A 19,362-nucleotide genomic window follows, 5' to 3' on the forward strand; every position below is an offset into this window, starting at 1 on the left:
CGGTTTACCAGTGTCCGGGGTGGTAGTACCCGTACACGTCATAATGCGCTGGATGCCAGTAGGGCGCATATCCAGGCTGCGCGGGAACGACCACGCAGCCGCTCAAACTGGCGATCGCAGCCGCAGCGCTCAGCACGGCAAGCAGGGTTCTGACTTTCATTTCGATACTTCCAGGGGTAATGACGAACGGGCGAACGTCGTATGTGACGTTGCGTTAAACGGGCGGTAATAAAAAATCCGTCGCTCGCTTACCAGCGATGCCAGCCGGTTCGTCTCCAGCCTGGGTGCCAGCCCGGTCCCCAACCACCGCCCCAGCCCGGATGAGCGGCATACCATCCGCCACGATCCCAGTAGCGATATCCGTCCCAGTAGCGACCGCCGTACCAGCCGACCGCGATCACCGGGCCGCCTACGACGACCGGCGCCGCGACGACGACAGGGGGCGGCGGAGGCGGCACAGCGACGACAGCGGGCGCGACCACCACCGGCGCAACGGGGACACCGACTGCGACGCCCACGTGTACCCACGCAAAGGAACTGGTTGACGCAAACATCGCAATTGCGCCGGCGCAGGAAAGCAACAACATGTGTCTGGATTTCACGATTTATTCTCCTAACGAACGTTGGATGCAGACGACGCTGATCAAGCTGTCCACATGATCTTCAACGCTCTGAAACCGGCGATCCGTCGTGAGAAAAAACTTTGTTACGAATGTGCGGGTTGGGTAAAAGAAGATCGCTGAGTGCACTCGTGTTTGCGCATGCGTCGCGACGCACTCAGGAAATCTAGTCTGCAAAACAGCGATGCCCATAAGGACCCGGATGCGTACCGGGCGGACACACGAGTCCCGTCACAGGACTCACCGTGCATCCGCTTACCATCGCGAAAGCGCTACCTATCACGCTAACGAGCAACAACGTTCTTAGCATTCGCATTTCAGTTCCTCAAAGTTAGGGCAGCGGCGAAATCTGCAGCACTACGCTGCGATTCGGCGCGGTCGTATAGAGCGTTTGTCCGACGATGGCCAGTGCGTCGATCGTCGGTAACGGCTGCGGCAATTGCCCGAGGTTCAGACCGAATTGCCCCGCGATACCGGCAACCGTGGTGACGATCCCCGCCGGCGAAATCTCGCGAATCGTGCCGTTGTTGACGTCGTTCGCGTAGACGTTGCCTGCGGAATCGGTGGTGAGATTGCCGAGCCCGTCGAACGTAGCGGTACTGCCCGGTCCGTCCGTCGCGCCCGATGTCGCCGTCGATCCAGCGAGCGCCGTCACTACACCGGTCGTGCCGTTCAGCGCGACCTGGTAGAGCACGCCGCCGTTCGCATTGGTGTCGTCGTCGGAGATATACAGATGGTTGGTGCCGTCGACGGTCATGTCCTGAGGATCGATGAGACCAATCGGCGTGCCCGACGAGTTGACCAGTTGAATGACGTTGATCGCTCCCGTGGGCGTGATCTGCGTGAGCACGCTCGCGCCGGTGCTCGTGTTCGTCGTGAACACATAGGCATTGGACTGCTGGTCGACTGCAATGCCCGCACTACCGTCGGTCAGGAGCGCCTGGCCGGTTGCAGGGTCGATCACGGTCGTCACCTGACCCAACGCCGCGATTTTGCGTACGGCCAGGAAATCGGAACCGGCCACATCGTCGGTGACGTAGACGTTGTCCGCGGAATCGACGGCCAGTTCCTCCGGGCCGCCGAACTGTGCGGCAGCGCCGACGCCATCCGCGGAACCGTTCGCGCCGGCCGTGCCTGCGAGCGTCGTGACTGCACCGTTGGCGATCTTGCTGATCGTGAAGTTACCGTTGTCGGCGACAAACAGGTTGCCGCTGTTGTCCGCGAAGAGACCCACGGGCGTGTCGAACAGGGCCGAGGCGAGCGCGCCGGTTGTCGAGCCCGGGTTGTCCGGTTGCCCTGCGAAGACGCTGATCGACGGAGCGTTGGGGTTGGTGGGCGGTGGCGATGAGTCGTCGTCGCCTCCGCCGCCGCCACATGCAGCGAGACTGCACGTGGCAATCAGGATGGCAAGAATGGCGGACATCCGGACGTTCGTTTGCTGCAACTGCTGAGTGCGGATTTTCATAGCTCGATATGGCCGATTGTATGGTCGAGGTACCCGGATTTCTCGATACGCGGTTTATGCGGAATCGGATATCGATCTGCCGGGTTGGGGCTGTGCTTCGTTTATACGCAGCGCTATCCGGAATCCGTCGCTTTGCAGAGAAATCTTTTCTCGACTTACATTTGGTAACTGAAGGAAATGAATTCCCTCTTTGGGGTTCCTAAGCTCCGTCGTAAACTCAATGGCATTCGATTGGCATGGAATCGACAGCTTGAGTGTCGACGTATCGTTGGGTGTGATGCCTTTTCGGCGTTGCGTAATGATTTCGTAATAAAAATATCGGATACACGGTTTGAAGTCGGCATTTGGCGCACCGATAATTGCGCGTACCGATTTGCGTGTATTCGCGTCGCGGTCCACGAGACCTGCGCGGCCACGTATGCCAAACACTCTTCATCGCTGGCAGGGCAGTCCTGCCGGTCAATCGGTATTCAATCGAGAACGTCTGGAGAAGACATGAACCTTCGCATCGTTTGCAGTGCGATGGCAGTCGCGGCTGCGATTGCCGCACTGCCCGCCCATGCCGAACTTGGCGGCGCGCCCACGTGGTCGGCCGGCGCCACAACCTCGAGCGCAACCGCTTCGACATCGGCTACGTCCGGCACCTCCGCCACGCTCGCCGCACGTCGCATGAGCGCGAACGCGACGCCCTACACGGTCAATACGACCACGCTGACAGGCGGCACCGTCGTGCGCGAGTACCTCGCCTCGAATGGCAATGTGTTCGCGGTTGCATGGCAAGGACCGCAGGTTCCCGAACTCGACACGCTGCTCGGTACGTACTTTCCGGGTTACGTGCAATCTCTCAATACCGCGCGGGCCGCGCACGGCACCGGCTTCGGTGCAGCGAGCGTGCAGAGCTCGGACCTCGTGGTCCAGAGCGGCGGACATATGGGCGCGTTCGCAGGGCGCGCGTGGTTGCCGCCGGCTCTGCCGGCAGGCGTGAGCGCTAACGACATCCAGTGATCAGGGGAAACATGATGCGCAAGATTATCTGGCTGGCCGCAGTAGCGGGATTGTGTGCAGGGCTCACGGCGTGCGGTGGTGGCGGCGGGAGTAATAACAGTTCGTCGTCGGGTAACTCGGGTACGAATACGGGCACGGGTACTTCAACCGGCACGTCGTCCAATGCGGCGAATACGGTGCAGATCACCGTCTCGCCCGCGGGCGGCAATGTGCGGAATTATCCGATGGTGAGCGTGACGATCTGCGCGGCGAACAGCAATGCATCGTCGAACTGTTCGACGGTCAACAATGTGCTGGTCGACACGGGGTCGTACGGGCTGCGTATCTTCGCTTCGCAGATTCCGAGCGCCACGCTCTCGGGCATGCCGAACGTTGCCACGACGCAGACGATGGCTGAATGCACGGGCTTCGGTTCGGGCGACACGTGGGGCACTGTGCGTGCCGCCGACATCAAGATGTCGGGAGAAATCGCGACGAACCTGCCGATCCAGGTCATTCAGGATTCGTCGCTGGCCGCGTCGATGCCGAGTGGTTGCACGACCGGCCCCAGCATCAACACGCCTTCGGTGCTCGGGGCCAACGGCATTCTCGGCATCGGCGCCGCGCAGAGCGATCTTGGCGCCGGCACGTATTTCTCGTGTTCGGGGACCAGCTGCACCCGGACGAATCCGACAAACACACAGGTCATCGCGAACCCCGTCGTGCTGTTTCCGAACGACAACAACGGCGTGATCGTCGAATTCGCACAGGTACCGGATTCCGGCGCAGCCACCGCAACCGGCACGCTCGTGTTCGGCATCGATACGCAGTCGAACAACGCGCTTGCCGGCACGGGGGCGACGATCCTGCCCACGGACGGCAACGGCAACATGGCTGTCTCCTTCAACGGCACGTCCTATCCGGCAGGTTCATCGGGTGCGTTCCTCGATTCGGGTTCGAACGGCATCTTCTTCAACGATCCTTCGCTATCGACGGACAGCAACACCTTCTTCACTCCGTCGAGCACGCTGGCCATGAGCGCGGTACTGACCGCGGCGAACTCGACATCGGCGACCGTGCAATTCAACGTTGCGAACGCGGACAGTTTGTTCAACACCGGCAACTATGCGTTCAACAATCTCGCCGGGGCGGCGCCGAGCGGCCTCGATCTGGGTATGCCGTTCTTCTATGGCAAGAATGTCTATCAGGGTATTGCGGGGACGGCGTCGACGGGCGGTGGTACGGGCCCGTATGTCGCGTACACGTCTAACTAGACGCTAGTAGTGTATTGACCATCTGGCGCTGCGCATCGGCAGGTTGCGATGCGCAGCGTCATCGCCCGTAGCGCAACACGATACTCGTCGCCGCAAGGACATGGTCCTTCAACGCCGCCAGCAACGCGTCACGCGTGAGTCCGGCCGGCAATGCGTCGGGCGCAAGATCGAGCGCGTATGCCTGCACCACGTAGTGATGCGCAATCTCCCCGACCGGCGGGCATGGACCGTAGTAGCCCGAATGCCCCGTGCGATTCGTACCGCCGACGCTACCCTCCGGCGCGGGGTGTCCTTCATCGAGCGAATTCAGCGTTGCCGGAATGCCGTATTGCACCCAATGGACGACCCCGAGCCCCTTCGCTCCGTCGGGGTCGTAGATCGTGACCGCAAAACTGCGTGTGCCTGCCGGTACGTGCTGCCATTGCAGTGCGGGCGAAACATTCGCGCCGCCGCACTGGTTGGCGCTGGATGCATGACGCGAATCGAGCGTCGCGCCGTCGGCGAGACCCGGTGACGACAACGTGAACGCATCGGCTGCGGGCGCGGGTGCAGCCACCGCCTGCAGCGTCGCTATCGCGAACACACCAGCGAACATCGGACGCACGAAAGCGCGAAGAGAAGATCGGCGGATCATGAGGCGGATTCCTTTAGCGTTGTCAGGCGGGTTGCACGAGGGACTTCAGTTGCTGAGCGCGATCAGGAATGGATCTGCGCCCACGGTTAACTCATCTCCGAAGCCCGCATGGTAGAACAGCTCGCGCATGGGTATGCTAGTGCCGTTTCCGGCGCACGCATCGTCGCCGCACACGTCGCCCTATCCGGCAAGGCATCCATCAGGCAGGAGCACAAGCACACCATGACGCCATCGAATCGCGATGTTCATCACGCCGCTGCGCAGGGCTACACCACGACCGCCGACAACTACGTACGCGGTCGTCCCGACTATCCGCCGGCCGTCGCCGGCTGGCTGCGCGAGACGCTGGGCCTTGCAGCGGGCCGCACGGTCATCGATCTCGGCGCGGGCACCGGCAAGTTCACACCGCGTCTGCTGGAAACCGGCGCCACGGTGATCGCCGTCGAGCCCGTCGAGCAGATGCGCGACAAGCTGTCGGCGGCATTGCCGCAGGTCGAAGCGCTGGCCGGTACGGCCGCGGCGATTCCGCTCGACGATGCGTCAGTGGATGCCGTGGTGTGCGCGCAGTCGTTCCACTGGTTCGCGACCCGCGAGGCGCTCGCCGAGATTCATCGCGTGTTGAAGCCGGGTGGGCGCTTAGGGCTCGTGTGGAATCTGCGCGATGCACGCGTGGGCTGGGTGGCGCAGCTCGATCGCATCGTCAACCGTGCTGAGGGCGACACGCCGCGTTACTACACGGGTGCGTGGCGCAGCGTGTTTCCGTTTGCGGGTTTCAGCACGCTGCAGGAAGCGCATTTTTCGATCGGTCACACCGGGTCGCCCGAAGATGTGATCGTGGCGCGGGTCCGTTCGACCAGCTTCATTGCGGCGCTTCCGGAAGCAGCACGCGCGCAGATCGATGCCGAAGTGCGCGCGCTGATTGCCGCGGAGCCGGAACTTGCCGGCAAGGACATCGTCACGCTGCCTTATGAAACGGCGGCGTTCTGCACGATCAAAGAAGGCGCGTGACTACGCGCCGCGCCACACGCCGCACAATCGCCTTGGTTAGATACCGCGTCTAAAAGCAGTGAACATCAAACGCAGACCAAGTGCGGCGATCGCCGTCGCCGCGATCCGGTCCACCCACGCTTTCGAATTCAGATACAACTCGCGCGGACGACGGCTCGAGAAGCCCAGCGCGACTATCGTGTACCAGCCCGCCTCGATACAGAACACTGCCGGCGGCAGCACGAAGTAACACCACATCGGCGGATGCTGCGGCAGCAGCGCGGCGAAGATGCTGCCGTAGTAGATCGACGTCTTCGGGTTGCTCAACTGCGTGCTCAGCCCGAGCCACAGCGACTTGCGCAGATTGCCGCGCGCACCGGCCTCCGTACGGTCGAAGACAAACGGCGCCGCTGCACCGCGCCAGATTTTCAGCGCGATATACACGAGATATAAACCACCCGCGATTTTCAGCCCCGCATACAGCCAGGCGACCGCTTCCAGCAGCGTGTACAGGCCGACCAGCGCCACCCCCGCGAAACACACGCCGCCTAGCCCCATGCCGATCGCGCTTGCCAGCCCGTCGCGACGCGACACGCCGATCGCATTGCGGGCAACGACGATGAAACTCGGACCCGGGCTCATCGCGCCGAGCATCAGCGCGGCGAGGATAGCGGCAATGGCGGTTGAGGCGTTCACGGAAGGTCTCCTGAGAAGAAGGGGCGGTGGGAGGCATATCGTGCCTTGTTGCGTGATTCGCGGCAAGGCGGGCGCATCGATTGCGGTCCGCTTGTTGAGCTCTGTTCAGGGCCGCGCCGCCACCCCACCCGCAAGCAGGCACAGGCCCACCAGATCGCGGAACGTCGCGGCGCTGCGCGCATCGCTATCGGCACTCGCGCCCGCCACACTCTCTCCCGGCCCACCCACACCGACGATCAACGTCGCCGCAGGCGCGCGTTCCTGCACACGGCGCAGCAGGTTCTGCAGATAGAGCGGCGCTTCCGCCGCATCGAGCGTGAGCACGCAGACGATCGTCGCATCGCCGGTGGCATCCGGATCGGTGTGACGCTTGCGGAACTGTTCGTAGGTCGCGGCGGCCGGTGCGAGTCCGAAGCGTGTGAGCAACTGCACGGCGATCGCGACAGCGGCATCGTCGAAGGCGCCGCGGCCCGCGATGCAGAGCACGTTCGCGCCACGCGCCGGCGCGATCAGAGCCGCGAGGTCGTGCTCGCGCTCTCGCGCTCCGTCGGCATTGGCGTCTGCCGCCGGTCCAGCCGATTCCACCGCGCCCGCGATTTCGAGCTTCAAGCGTTCGTCCGGCGCCCCACCGATATCCTCGAGGCTCTCGACAATATCGAGCAGCGATTCGTTCATCCGCACGAGCTGCTCGGGCGAGAAGACGCCACGCAGCGTGTCGGTGCGCGCGAGCCGCAGACCTTCGCGCGCGACGTTGTCGTAGTAGTCGATCAGCGGCAGGTCGCGCAGCAGCCGCATGGCCTGATCGATGGCTTCTTGAGGATCGTCGGCGAGCAACCGCTGATAGAACATCTGCGCAGGGGTGAGCGCCGGCTGGTCGCCAAGCAGCACCGCGATGAACTTGAGACGGTCCGCGTAGCGCCCGAGCGTGACGAGACAGAGCGTGAGCGGTGTCGACAGCACGAGGCCGATCGGCCCCCACAGCCAGCTCCAGAAAATTGCCGCGACGACCACCGCGAGCGGCGACAGCCCCGAGCTATGGCCGTACAACAACGGCTCGACAATCTGACCCGCGACGATGTCGACCACGACGAACAGCACGAGAGTCAGAACGCCCATGGTCCATTGCGGCTGGATCGCGGCCGCGAGAACGGTGGCAAGGATCGCCGCGATCCACGTGCCGATATACGGCACGAAGCGCAGCAGCGCGGTCAGCACGCCGAACAGCAATGCACCCGGCACGCCGATGATCGCGAGGCCGGTCGAGATTACCGCGCCGGTGCCGAGATTGACGCCGAGCTGCGCGACGAAGTAGCGGCTCAAGCGTTTGGCCGCGTCGTTGAGCGCGGTCGTCGTGCGGTGCAGGTCGCTCGAACCGAACAGGCGGATCAACCGGTCGCGCAGATCCTCGCGCTGAAACAGGATGAAGATGGTCACCACGATCACGATGAACATCGTCTCGAGCGGCCCGACCACCGGCGAGAACACGCGGCGCGTCAGTTCGAGCGGCGAGGGCATCGGTTCGTGCACTTCGACCGGCATCGGCGCGGCGGCGGTCGGGCGTTGCGCGCGGCCGCCGTGTTGCGGACGGGCCTTCGGCATCACGCCTTGCAGCGCGGTGGACGCGCGGCTCAGCAGCGCGTCGGCGCGACCGATGGTCTTCTCCTGCACGGTTTCGATCTTGGCTTCGATCGCGACCTGGTACTGCGGCAGATCGGTCGCGAGCTGCGCGAACTGCGCGGCGATCAGCGTGCTGACGGCGAGCAGCGTGACGAGCGCGATGACCACGGCGACGACGATCGACGGAACCTGGCCGATGCGCAGCCGCCGCAACACACCGACGAGCGGCGCGAGCAGAAAGCTCAGCAGCACCGCGAGCGTGATCGGCACCAGCACCGCGCGGCCGAAGTACAGCCCGCACACGACCACGACGCTGATGATCACCGTCGTCAGGGTCTGGATGCCTGGGGCGCCGGTGGGAAAGACGCGGTTAGGCGGTCTGGGTTGCGACATGGGAACGACCTGAACAATGGCAATGATTGACGAACGGTATCAAAAAACGGAGTGGTGGCGCAGATTCGGTCATCCAGGCGCGCCGCGGCGGCGTCACCTTTATCGCGCAGACCTGCACATCGGTGGTGCTACAGCGTGCCGTCCATAGCGGCCCGGGCGCTTGAGCAAACCTGCGCAATGCACATACGAAACGTTTGCGTCGTAGCCGATGCCTGCCGCCATGCCAGCACGCGCTCGGCCTGATACTTGCTGCAACGTGGAAAACAACCAGTTATCCACTCGGGGCCGCGCCATGTCGAATCCGCAAGAAATCGTCGAACTCACTCATCAGGTCAAGAAGCTGGCCACCGGAAAAATCTCCGACATCAACGACATCAACCGCGAGACCACCTTCCTCGCACTCAACGCGCTGATCGAAGCGGCTCGCGCCGGCGATGCAGGCAAGGGCTTCGCGGTCGTCGCCAACCAGGTCAAGCATGTCTCCGCGCGTATCTCCGACATCACCACGGTGCTGAACAAGGAACTCGCCGGTTCGCTGTCGAAGCTGACCGATCTCGGCGACAGCATGATCGAGCGGCTGCGCTCGCACGAAGGGCAGCGCTGTGCCGATCTCGCGCTGAACATGATCGACATCGTCGATCGCAACCTGTACGAGCGCTCGTGCGACGTGCGCTGGTGGGCCACCGATTCGGCCGTGGTCGACTGTCTCGCAACAGGCGGCGGGCAGGAGCGCGAGCATGCGTCGCGCCGGCTGTCGGTGATACTCGACAGCTACACCGTGTACCTGGACCTGTGGATCGTCGATGCATCGGGCACGGTCGTCGCCAACGGCCGGCCGCAGACTTACTCGGTGGCGGGCCGCAATATTGCCGACGCGCGCTGGTTCAAGGAGGCGATGAAAACGCCATCGGGTGCGGACTTCGTCGCCGGTGACATCGAAGCGTTGCCGCTGCTGAAAAACGCCCACGTCGCCACCTACGCCACCGCGATCCGCGAACACGGTGCCGTGGACGGACAACCGCTCGGCGCGCTGGTGATCTTCTTCGACTGGGCCACGCAGGCATCCGCGGTCGTCAAGGGCGTGCGGCTTACCGACGAGGAATGGCAGCGCACGCGCTGCATGATCGTCGATTCCGCGTTTCGCATCATCGCGAGTTCGGATCAGGCGGATGGACTCAACGAACAGTTCCGCCTCGTCACCGAGGGCCATCGCACCGGCTTCTATCGCGCGGCCGATGGGCGCACCACGGTCTCGTTCGCGGCGACGCCCGGTTACGAGAGTTATCGCGGGCTCGGCTGGTATGGCGTCGTCGTGCAGAGACCGCCTGCTTGAGCGACGTTTCGTCCGCCATCTGACGGCGCTCTGACGCTCGTCTGGCAGATCCTTTCAGTAAATGCAGCGCGTGCTTCCGCACGCGTCATCCCCTATCCAGACAAACCCCGATAGCAGCGGCGAATTCGCCACTGCTATCGTACGCTGTTCTTGTGGAAGCGCTTCCACAGCCATTTTTTGTCATCCGTAACCGGTTCCGTGCGGTGACTCCCGTTCAACGATTTCGCGCAGGAGAGCCTGTGATACACGACGCAACCATCGCCCCCACCGATCCGCACGCAGGCAGCGCGGCAACGTCCCAACCCGACGCCTTCACCCCGCCCGCCGATTCGTCTCTGTGGCGCAAGGACTTCCTGCTCGGCGCGGCAACGGCTTCGTATCAGATCGAAGGCGCGATTCACGAAGACGGTCGCTTGCCGTCGATCTGGGACACCTTCTCGGCGACGCCGGGCAAGGTGGTCGGCGGCCAGACCGGCGAGTTCGCCTGCGATCACTATCATCGGTGGGAGAGCGATCTCGACCTGCTGACACAACTGAACTTCGAGGCGTACCGTCTCTCGATCGCGTGGCCGCGCGTGATGGACGAAGCAGGGCGGCCGAACGCGAAGGGAATCGACTTCTACAAGCGACTGCTCGGCCGGCTGAAGGAGAAGGGACTCAAGACCTTCGTCACGCTGTACCACTGGGACCTGCCGCAGCATCTCGAGGATCGCGGCGGCTGGCTCAATCGCGACACTGCGTACCGTCTCGCCGATTACGCCGACCTGACGAGCCGCAAACTGACAGGCCAGGTTGATTCATGGGCCACGCTCAACGAGCCGTGGTGCTCCGCGTATCTCGGCTATGCCGAAGGGCGTCATGCGCCGGGCCGCACGAATGGCCGTTATGCGACGCAGGCGATGCATCATCTGTTGCTGGGTCATGGGCTGTCGGTGCAGGCACTGCGTGCAAACGATCCGCGCTCGCAGAAGGGCCTCGTCGCGAACTTCGGGAGAGGCACCGCGAATTCGGAGCACCCCGCCGACCAGCGTGCCGCGCATCTGTTCGAGGTACAGCACAACGCGTGGGTTCTCGATCCGCTGCTCAAGGGCAGCTACCCCGAAGACCTGTTCGAGCTGTGGCCGGGCACCGAGCCGCTCGTGCTGGAAGGCGATATGGAGACGATCTCGGTGTCGATGGATTTTCTCGGCGCAAACTATTACTTCCGCTCGAACGTCAAGAGCGATGGTGCGCACGGTTTCACGGAAGTGCCGCTCGAAGGCGTGGAACGCACGCAGCTCGGTTGGGAAGTGAACCCGGACGGCTTGCGCGATCTGCTCATCGGCTTCAATCGTACGTATGCCAATCTGCCGCCGGTCTATATTACGGAGAACGGCATGGCGTCGGACGATGCGGTGGTCGGTGGGCGTGTCGACGACTCGCAGCGCATCGCGTTCCTGAAGCGCCATATGGCCGCGGTGGACGAGGCGATCAAGGCGGGAGTCGATATTCGCGGTTACTTCGTGTGGTCGCTGCTGGACAACTTCGAGTGGGCGTACGGTTACGCGCCGCGTTTCGGTGTCGTCCATGTCGACTACGATACGCAGCAACGCACGATCAAACATAGCGGCGAGCTGATTGCGAAGTTTCTTGCCGAGCGCCGTGCGCGCGGCTGAGTCTGTTGGAGCTGGTTGGCATCTCGACTGAACATTCGGGCACGAAGCCTGGAGGAGACGGAATGAACAGCAGAAGAAAATTCGCGGGTGCGGTGACGGCTGTCGTTGCTGCATTGATGTTGCACGGCATCGTGGCACAGGCCGATGCACCGCTGAAGGCCAACGTGATTCACTGGTGGACCTCGGGGGGAGAGTCGGCGGCGATCCGTCAGTTCGCCGATGCCTACAACAAGGCCGGTGGCCAGTGGGTCGACAACGCGGTAGCCGGCGCCGATCAGGCACGTGCGACGGCGATCAACCGCATCGTCGGCGGCGATGCGCCGACCGCCGCCCAGTTCAACACATCGAAGCAGTTTCACGACCTGATCGACCAGGGTCTGCTGAACAACCTCGATTCGGTTGCAGCAAAGGAAAACTGGAACGCGATTTTCCCGCAATCGATACTCGACAGCATCAAGGCGAACGGCCATTTCTACGCGGCGCCGGTCGACATCCACATGCAGAGCTGGTTCTTCTATTCGAAGGCGGCGGTCCAGAAGGCCGGCATTGCGCGCGAACCGCAAACTTACGACGAGTTCCTCGCCGACCTCGACAAGCTAAAGGCCGCCGGTCTGATTCCGCTCGCGCTCGGCGGTCAGGCGTGGCAGGAAAAAATCACCTTCGATGCGGTGTTTGCCGATGTCGGCGGTACCGATTTGTATCTGAAGGTCTATCGCGACCGCGATGTGAACGCGGTGAAGTCGGCGGCGTTCAAGAACGTGCTGACCGCCTTCAAGCGACTGCACGCGTACGTCGATCCGGGTTCGCCGGGGCGTAACTGGAACGACGCAACCGCGCTCGTCATCTCGGGCAAGGCCGGCGTGCAGATCATGGGCGACTGGGCGAAAGGCGAGTTCTCGGCGGCGCACCAGGTGGCGGGCAAGGACTTCGGCTGCTTCCCGGGCTTCGGTCCGCATTCGCCGTACATGGTGGCGGGCGACGTGTTCGTGTTCCCGAAGTCTGACAACCCGAACACGATCAAGGCGCAGCAACTGCTCGCGACGGTGATGACGTCGCCGGCCGCGCAGGTCGCGTTTAGCGCGAAGAAAGGCTCGATCCCGATTCGCCCGGACGTCGATGCGAGCAGCCTCGATATCTGCGCGAAGGAAGGCATCGCGATCATGAAGGACAAGTCGCGTCAGCTGCCGAACCCAGAGATGCTGATTCCGCCTGACCTGCAAGGCGCGCTGACGGACGTGATCACGAACTTCTGGAACAAGGACGAATCCGTCGACGATGCGCAGAAGGCATTCGCCAGTGCGCTGAAGAGCGGAGGTTGAGCGCGCCATGAGTAGCGTGACGATCCAGCGGGGCCCGAAGCCGCTCGGCCGGCGCTTGCCGTGGGCCGCGTGGGTCGCACTGCTGCCGATGGCGCTGACCGTGCTGTTCGCGTATCTCGGCACGATGCTGTGGACGGCGCGCGTTTCGCTCAGTTTCTCGCGTACGTTCCCGTCGGGCGGCTTTGCGGGCGTGACGCAGTACGTGCGGCTGTTCGAGAACGACCGCTGGATCGTTTCGCTGCAGAACATCGTCGTGTACGGCGCGTGCTTTATCGTCGCGTGCATGGTGATCGGGTTGTTGCTCGCGATCTTCATCGACCAGCGTGTCGTCGCCGAAGGCGCGCTGCGTACTGTGTTCCTGTATCCGTACGCGATGTCGTTCGTCGCGACCGGGCTCGTCTGGCAATGGATCCTCAATCCCGAACTGGGCGTGCAGCAGGTGCTGCACCGGCTCGGCTTCGTGCACGCGAGCTTCGACTGGATCGTCGATCAGGACTTCGTGATCTACACGCTCGTCATCGCGACGGTCTGGCAGGCGTCCGGCCTCGTGATGGCGCTGCTGCTCGCAGGGCTGCGCGGTATCGATGATGAGTTGTGGAAGGCTGCGCGCATCGATGGGATTCCGCGCTGGCGCGTCTATGCGAGCATCGTCATACCGATGCTCGGACCGTCGATGTCCACCGCCTTCGTGCTGCTGTTCGTGATGGTCGTCAAGCTGTACGACGCGGTCGTCGCGATGACGCAAGGCGGTCCCGGCACCGCGAGCGAAGTGCCGGCGAAGTTCATCATGGACTATCTGTTCGGCCGCGCGAACATCGGGCTCGCGTCGGCGGCATCGATCGTGTTGCTCGCTACCGTGCTCGCAATACTCGCGCCGATCTTCTACGCACGCAGCCGTGTCGCGCTGCGCAGGGACGTCTGATGAGCACCACGATTTCCACTCCCAGCGTGCCGCGTACTGCGGCGCGGCGCCGTTCGCGTTTCACACCGGCACGCGTCGGCGTGTACGCGTTTCTGCTTACCGCAGCGCTGTTCTTCCTGTTGCCGTTGTACGTGATGCTCGTGACGTCGGTAAAGCCGATGGAAGAAATCCGGCTCGGCAATCTGCTCGCGCTGCCGGCGCATTTCACGCTGCAACCGTGGAGCGTCGCGTGGCAATCGGCCTGCACGGGGCTCGACTGCAACGGGATTCGCGTCGGCTTCTGGAACTCGGTGCGCATCGTCGTGCCGAGCACCATCGTGTCGATCTTCATCGGCGCGGTGAATGGTTATGCGCTATCGTTCTGGCGGCCACGCGGCGCCGGTGTGCTGTTCGCGGTGCTGATGATGGGCGCGTTTATTCCCGTGCAGGTGATGATCTATCCACTCGTTCGAGTGCTCGCAAGCGTGCATCTGTTCAGCTCGCTGCCGGGCATCATCGTGATCCATACGATCTTCGGCATGCCGGTGATGACGCTGCTGTTCCGCAACTACTACGCAGCGATTCCGCTTGAGCTGTTCAAGGCCGCGCGCATCGACGGCGGCGGCTTCTGGCGCATCTTCATCCAGTTGATGCTGCCGATGTCGACGCCGATCATCGTCGTCGCGCTGATCATGCAGGTGACGGGTATCTGGAACGACTTCATCCTCGGCCTCGTGTTTGCCGGTACGAAGAATCTGCCGATGACCGTGCAACTGAACAACATCATCAACACGACGACCGGCGAGCGTTTGTACAACGTCAACATGGCCGCGACGATACTGACGTCGATGGTGCCGCTCGCGATCTACTTTATTTCAGGCCGCTGGTTTGTCCGCGGCATTGCTTCAGGCGCAGTCAAGGGATAGGGCATGGCCAACGTAGCGAATGTGTCGATCCGCAACCTGAAAATCCAGCTCGGCGCGAACGCCGTGATCGATGCGCTCGATCTCGACGTGCGGGCCGGCGAGTTCGTCGTGCTGCTCGGGCCATCGGGCTGCGGGAAGTCGACGTTGCTGCACAGTATTGCCGGGCTGATCGATGTGGCCGGCGGCAGCATCGAGATCGGCGGCGAGGATATGACGTGGGCCGATCCGAAGGACCGGCGCATCGCGCTCGTGTTCCAGTCGTACGCGCTTTATCCGACGATGAGCGTCGAGCGCAACCTCTCGTTTGCGTTGCGGATCAACGGTACGCCGAAGGCGGAGATCGCACGGCGCGTCAATCGCGCGTCCGAGATGCTGCAACTGGGACCGCTGCTGCGTCGCAAGCCCGCTCAGTTATCGGGCGGCCAGCGGCAGCGCGTGGCAATCGGCCGCGCGATCGTGCGCGAAGCCGATGTGTTCCTGTTCGACGAACCGTTGTCGAATCTCGATGCGAAACTGCGCACCGAGTTGCGGCGCGAGTTGAAGCAGCTACATCAGCGGCTCGGTGCGACGATGATCTACGTGACGCACGACCAGGTGGAAGCGATGACGCTCGCCACGCGAATGGCAGTGATGCGCGGCGGTGTGATCCAGCAGATCGGTACGCCAGCCGAAGTCTATGCGCGGCCCGATAACCTGTTTGTCGCGACCTTTCTGGGCTCGCCGGCGATGAACCTGTTGAACGGCCGGTTGCAGCGGAATGGCGATAGCGTGCGCTTTCGTACGGCGCAGCTCGATCTCGACGTGTCTGCGTATCGCTTCGAGCGTCCGCCTGCGGAAGATCTGCCTTGCGTGCTCGGTGTGCGTGCCGAAGACGTGCGGATCAACGCTGCGATCAACGGGGCGAACGGCCACGACACCAACAGCACGCAACGCGGCGCCGTCACCCTCGTCGAACCGATGGGCAACCATCAGGTTATCTGGCTCGACTATCATGGCATACAGATCGCGTCGATCGATCAGGACAAGACACCCGTCGCTTCCGGCGATGCGTTCGGATTCTCGTTCGACGGCGCGCATATTTCGCTGTTCGACGAAGCCAGTGGCGCGCGCCTGTAGCGTAGCCACGATGCATCGATAGACGGCGTTTTTAGTTGCGTTCAGATCCGATGGAGTGTGCGTGGCAACCTTGAAAGACGTGGCAGAGCGCGCGGGCGTCGGCCTCTCGACCGCATCGCGCGCGCTTTCCGGCAAAGGACCGGTATCGGCCGATGCGGTGGCGCGCGTCCAGGCCGCAATCGCGGAGCTGAACTTCCGGCCTTCGTCGATCGGTCGCGCGATGGCGACGCGCTCGCTCGGCGTGATCGGCATCTTCGTGCCGACTTTTTTCGGCCCGTACTACGGCACGATCCTCAAGCAGACCGATACCGAACTACGCAACGTGCATCGTCACGTGGTGGTCGCGACCGGTTGCGGCGAGGTGTCGGCCCGCGAGCAGGCGATCGAGGCAGTGCGCTTTCTGATTGCCCGCGATTGCGACGGCGTCGTCGTCATCAGCCACGATCTGCATGACGAAGATCTGATCATGCTGCACGCGTTGCATCCGCGGATGGCGTTCCTCAACCGTGGCTTCGCACAGTTGCCCGATGCGTCGTTTTGCCCGGACCACCGGCGCGGCGGCGAACTGGCGGCGCGCACGCTGCTCGATCACGGGCATCGCGAGATTGCGGTGATCGCGGGGCCGTCGAGCGCGTCGGACAACCTGATCCGGCTTGACGGATTTTTCGCGGAACTGGCGCGCGCGGGTATCGAGCGCGAGGATGTCGTGTTGATCGAATCGGACTTCTCGGCTGAAGGCGGTTATGCCGCGGCACAGACGCTGCTCGACACCGGGCGGTCGTTTACCGGGTTGTTCTGCGCGAACGACTCGATGGCGGTGAGCGCGCTGGCCCGTTTGCAGCAGGCGGGGCTGTCGATACCCGGGGACGTTTCGGTGATCGGCTACGACGACGATTATTCGGCGCCATACTCGTCGCCGGCGCTGACCTCGGTGCACATGCCCACGGCGGAGCTCACGCAGAACGCGGTGCGCTGGCTGCTGAACCAATGCTACGGAACCACGAACGACATCGTGCGCGAGTTCCCGATCACGGTGACGATGCGCGCCTCGGTTGGGGCGGTGTCGGCACAGTCGAAGAAGGGGCGCGGGAAGAAGCGGTGACGTTTCGCAAGTTGCATGAATTGCTATCGTGGGGCGTCGTGGCTAACGCGAGCGCGCACATTGCATATGCAAAGGCTTACGCGTAGCCGCGCCGCATTTGCTGGAGCGGAGCGCCAAAGTTCGTGCGACTGGTCTACGCTCGTGTCAATGTTGTCGCATGTCGCGGAGTCGATCGGCCGAAATCGACCCGAAGTTGCCACTCGCGAGCGGAGAATTGACTGGCTGGTTTCGGAGGTCGACCGGCCGCGCAGTCTAGATCAGAACTGATACCGGGACAGTGGAGATGCAGTCAATCGATATCGGTCAAATTGCGTCAGTGGTGCCAGAGCGGCCGATAATGCTCGTGGGCCGCATTAATCCAGTGAGCGAACCGCGCCTGACACCCGTATGCTGGAGCCCATTTCAGGTGGAATCTCCATGTGAATACGGCTCGGCATCCCCATGTCCTCGCCTTGGATGATGTCGACAGCTCCATCTCGTAGCCACCTTGCATCCCGTAGATAGCCAGCTAGGGCCGCCGCTGCGGCTCCGGTCGCAGGGTCTTCGTACACACCGCCCGCAGCGAACGGATTGCGAGCGTGAAACAACCGTTGGTGCTCTGCGTACACCAGCGCGATAGTGGCAAACCCATGTGCAAGCATCAGTTCGCGGCCGACATCGAGGTCATAATGCATTTCAGATAAGCGGGTACGCGTGGCGAGTGCAAGGACGAGGTGCTTCGCGCCACCTTCCGCAATCGCAGGTGGTAGACGCGGATCAAGGTCCGCCTGCGTATAGCCAAACAGTACCAGTGCATCGCGTACCAAATCAGGCGGTGCTGGCTCACTGTGGGTCGGCGGCGACTGTAAGGCGGCGACCAATGTTGCACCGTCCCGCCTTCCTTCGACCGTGATTTCCACCTGGTTGAGGCGCAGGTGGAACAAGCCATCTCCTTCACGCCGAGCAAGTGCAGCTCCCAGCGCGATGGTCGCATGTCCACAGAACGGAACCTCGATTTCGGGTGCGAAATAACGTACCCGCCAGGTACCGTCAAGCGGCGCAGCAAATGCCGTTTCGGAATAGCCGACCTCCGCTGCGATTGCCTGCATGGCGGCGGCATCCGGCAGCGCCTCGCAAATTACAACCCCGGCGGGATTGCCGCCGGCATTGCCATCTGCGAACGACGCCAATCGTTCGACAGGGAAGGGGCTGGACAGCGCAACACGGTGTTCTGTCGTAGTCATGGTTAGTAACGCTCAAGTGGTGGAATCGGTGAAATGGACGCCTGGCGGTTTGCAGTAACCACCGTTGCCGCGGTACGTTTCCGCATGCAATGAAGAATTTTCATTGCCGTTCGGGCAGCGAAAATAGTATTCGACACAATCATCCCACGCTGCGCCATTCGCAAGTCCGATAAACGGCACAGAAACGCAAAGGTCATCGGAGATCACCGACGCGAGAGTTCTGTCGGCGATGTTCTCTGGCGCATTTTGTATAGCCTACGCACCTCCTGGGTGCGATCTTCTTGCCTGGCGAAGGCAAAGCTCCGCACGTCGATCGCGTGCCACAGAATTTTTGATTGGGAAAAACGGGTTAAGGTCGATTGATGATACCAAACGAGTGACCGCTTTCCAGTTGCCTCCGCCGCTGGAATGTCCAGCCAAACCTCTCGACGAGCGGCTCATGATGGCCGAGTACCGCCCCACGCAGCGGGCTGAGGTCGACCCACGTCAGACTTTCAGCTTTCTCATTAACGGCCGGTCGCGGGCTACGATTCGGATCGTTCGCCTGAGAGCTATTTACCACCAGGCTATCGTTGTAGGTCGCAGATAGGATTCGCGCGGCATGGAATGCCTAACCTAGGAAATGCCGGTTTACTCGACTTTCTCAGCACGGAAGCCGAAATCAGTTGCGGTGAACGTCGAGAACCCGCATTCGATAAGTGAGCTCCGGAGTCGATCAGTAAGAGGTGTTCCGTAGACCTCGAGCAGAGCGTAACCGGGATTTCCTCTGCGACTATCGTGGTGGTCTTCTATTGAATCCAGAACAGCGTCACACCAGCTTTCTCGATCCGCACCGTATCGGCGGAAAGTCGTGATTCCGTTCTTCATCGTCTGGTCGAGCGGCCTCGTTGATGATTGCCAGATCTCTTTGACGGCTGCGCAGTTCTCGTCAGAGTCAACGATCCACGTATGGGCCACCTTCGCGGCAATATCATCAACTAAGGCACCGAAATCGGGGTCGACGATTAGCGCGATTGTGTCTGTTTCTCGCATGGGCTCTTCCGAATGGATTGGTAGCAGCTTGGGGTAAGTAGGCTGTGGATACTGGCACCATTGTCGCTAATTCTGGAGACAGGGT

The 19,362-nt window shown here is 62.4% G+C and carries 18 protein-coding genes; 10 read left to right on the plus strand and 8 right to left on the minus strand.

Annotation, left to right across the window (positions count from 1 at the left end; all coding sequences use genetic code 11):
- Positions 1–4: 4 nt before the first annotated feature.
- The 3 genes from FNZ07_RS33670 to FNZ07_RS16895 form a co-directional block, all read right to left on the minus strand.
- Entirely contained in the window at positions 5–160 is a 156-nt protein-coding gene (locus FNZ07_RS33670; protein ID WP_170275783.1) for a hypothetical protein, read from the minus strand.
- 88 nt (positions 161–248) lie between these two features.
- Entirely contained in the window at positions 249–602 is a 354-nt protein-coding gene (locus FNZ07_RS16890) for a hypothetical protein (RefSeq protein WP_407670595.1), read from the minus strand.
- Between the two features lie 349 nt (positions 603–951).
- Complete coding sequence (locus FNZ07_RS16895) at positions 952–2,085, minus strand: NHL repeat-containing protein (protein WP_143098039.1); 1,134 nt, start codon at positions 2,083–2,085, stop codon at positions 952–954.
- A gap of 495 nt (positions 2,086–2,580) precedes the next feature.
- Between FNZ07_RS16895 and FNZ07_RS16900 the strand changes: the two genes are divergently transcribed.
- Together FNZ07_RS16900 and FNZ07_RS16905 are read left to right on the plus strand one after the other, a co-directional pair.
- Entirely contained in the window at positions 2,581–3,090 is a 510-nt protein-coding gene (locus FNZ07_RS16900) for a DUF2844 domain-containing protein (RefSeq protein ID WP_091010204.1), read from the plus strand.
- Between the two features lie 11 nt (positions 3,091–3,101).
- Positions 3,102–4,343: a DUF3443 family protein gene (locus FNZ07_RS16905; RefSeq protein ID WP_245811410.1), complete on the plus strand. Its 1,242-nt coding sequence runs from the start codon at positions 3,102–3,104 to the stop codon at positions 4,341–4,343.
- 58 nt (positions 4,344–4,401) lie between these two features.
- Here FNZ07_RS16905 and FNZ07_RS16910 read toward each other — a convergent pair whose 3' ends face one another.
- On the minus strand, positions 4,402–4,977 hold the full coding sequence (locus FNZ07_RS16910; protein ID WP_091010206.1) for a YbhB/YbcL family Raf kinase inhibitor-like protein: 576 nt from the start codon (positions 4,975–4,977) through the stop codon (positions 4,402–4,404).
- A 222-nt stretch (positions 4,978–5,199) separates the two neighbouring features.
- Here FNZ07_RS16910 and FNZ07_RS16915 point away from each other — a divergent pair, with 222 nt between their 5' ends.
- Positions 5,200–5,985 carry a class I SAM-dependent methyltransferase gene (locus FNZ07_RS16915; RefSeq protein WP_091010909.1) on the plus strand — a complete coding sequence of 262 codons (786 nt, stop codon included), beginning with the start codon at positions 5,200–5,202 and terminating at the stop codon, positions 5,983–5,985.
- A 36-nt stretch (positions 5,986–6,021) separates the two neighbouring features.
- On the opposite strand, the gene FNZ07_RS16920 is transcribed toward FNZ07_RS16915, so the two are convergent.
- Entirely contained in the window at positions 6,022–6,660 is a 639-nt protein-coding gene (locus FNZ07_RS16920) for a LysE family translocator (RefSeq protein ID WP_091010207.1), read from the minus strand.
- 105 nt (positions 6,661–6,765) lie between these two features.
- Positions 6,766–8,670 (minus strand): AI-2E family transporter, encoded by a 1,905-nt coding sequence (locus FNZ07_RS16925; RefSeq protein WP_091010209.1) that lies wholly within the window; start codon positions 8,668–8,670, stop codon positions 6,766–6,768.
- A gap of 292 nt (positions 8,671–8,962) precedes the next feature.
- On the opposite strand from FNZ07_RS16925, the gene FNZ07_RS16930 reads away from it, so the two are divergent.
- The 7 genes from FNZ07_RS16930 (at position 8,963) to FNZ07_RS16960 (ending at position 17,022) form a co-directional block, all read left to right on the plus strand.
- Positions 8,963–10,003 carry a methyl-accepting chemotaxis protein gene (locus FNZ07_RS16930; RefSeq protein ID WP_170275784.1) on the plus strand — a complete coding sequence of 347 codons (1,041 nt, stop codon included), beginning with the start codon at positions 8,963–8,965 and terminating at the stop codon, positions 10,001–10,003.
- Between the two features lie 242 nt (positions 10,004–10,245).
- Entirely contained in the window at positions 10,246–11,658 is a 1,413-nt protein-coding gene (locus FNZ07_RS16935) for a GH1 family beta-glucosidase (protein ID WP_407670640.1), read from the plus strand.
- A 62-nt stretch (positions 11,659–11,720) separates the two neighbouring features.
- Positions 11,721–12,977: an ABC transporter substrate-binding protein gene (locus tag FNZ07_RS16940; protein WP_091010215.1), complete on the plus strand. Its 1,257-nt coding sequence runs from the start codon at positions 11,721–11,723 to the stop codon at positions 12,975–12,977.
- A 7-nt stretch (positions 12,978–12,984) separates the two neighbouring features.
- Positions 12,985–13,899: a carbohydrate ABC transporter permease gene (locus FNZ07_RS16945; RefSeq protein WP_091010217.1), complete on the plus strand. Its 915-nt coding sequence runs from the start codon at positions 12,985–12,987 to the stop codon at positions 13,897–13,899.
- Positions 13,899–14,804, plus strand: coding sequence for a carbohydrate ABC transporter permease (locus FNZ07_RS16950; RefSeq protein ID WP_091010219.1), 906 nt, complete (start codon positions 13,899–13,901; stop codon positions 14,802–14,804). The genes FNZ07_RS16945 and FNZ07_RS16950 overlap by 1 nt, the downstream gene beginning before the upstream one ends.
- 3 nt (positions 14,805–14,807) lie before the next feature.
- Entirely contained in the window at positions 14,808–15,920 is a 1,113-nt protein-coding gene (locus FNZ07_RS16955; protein WP_091010221.1) for an ABC transporter ATP-binding protein, read from the plus strand.
- Positions 15,921–15,981: 61 nt separating this feature from the next.
- Positions 15,982–17,022, plus strand: coding sequence for a LacI family DNA-binding transcriptional regulator (locus FNZ07_RS16960; protein WP_091010223.1), 1,041 nt, complete (start codon positions 15,982–15,984; stop codon positions 17,020–17,022).
- 353 nt (positions 17,023–17,375) lie between these two features.
- Here the strand turns inward: FNZ07_RS16960 and FNZ07_RS16965 are convergent, their stop codons facing one another.
- Complete coding sequence (locus tag FNZ07_RS16965) at positions 17,376–18,245, minus strand: PhzF family phenazine biosynthesis protein (RefSeq protein ID WP_091010225.1); 870 nt, start codon at positions 18,243–18,245, stop codon at positions 17,376–17,378.
- Positions 18,246–18,875: 630 nt separating this feature from the next.
- Positions 18,876–19,277, minus strand: a complete 402-nt coding sequence (locus FNZ07_RS16970) for a hypothetical protein (protein ID WP_091010227.1) — start codon at positions 19,275–19,277, stop codon at positions 18,876–18,878.
- Between the last annotated feature and the right edge of the window lie 85 nt (positions 19,278–19,362).

This window comes from Paraburkholderia megapolitana, assembly GCF_007556815.1.
Classification (GTDB): Bacteria; Pseudomonadota; Gammaproteobacteria; order Burkholderiales; family Burkholderiaceae; genus Paraburkholderia; species Paraburkholderia megapolitana.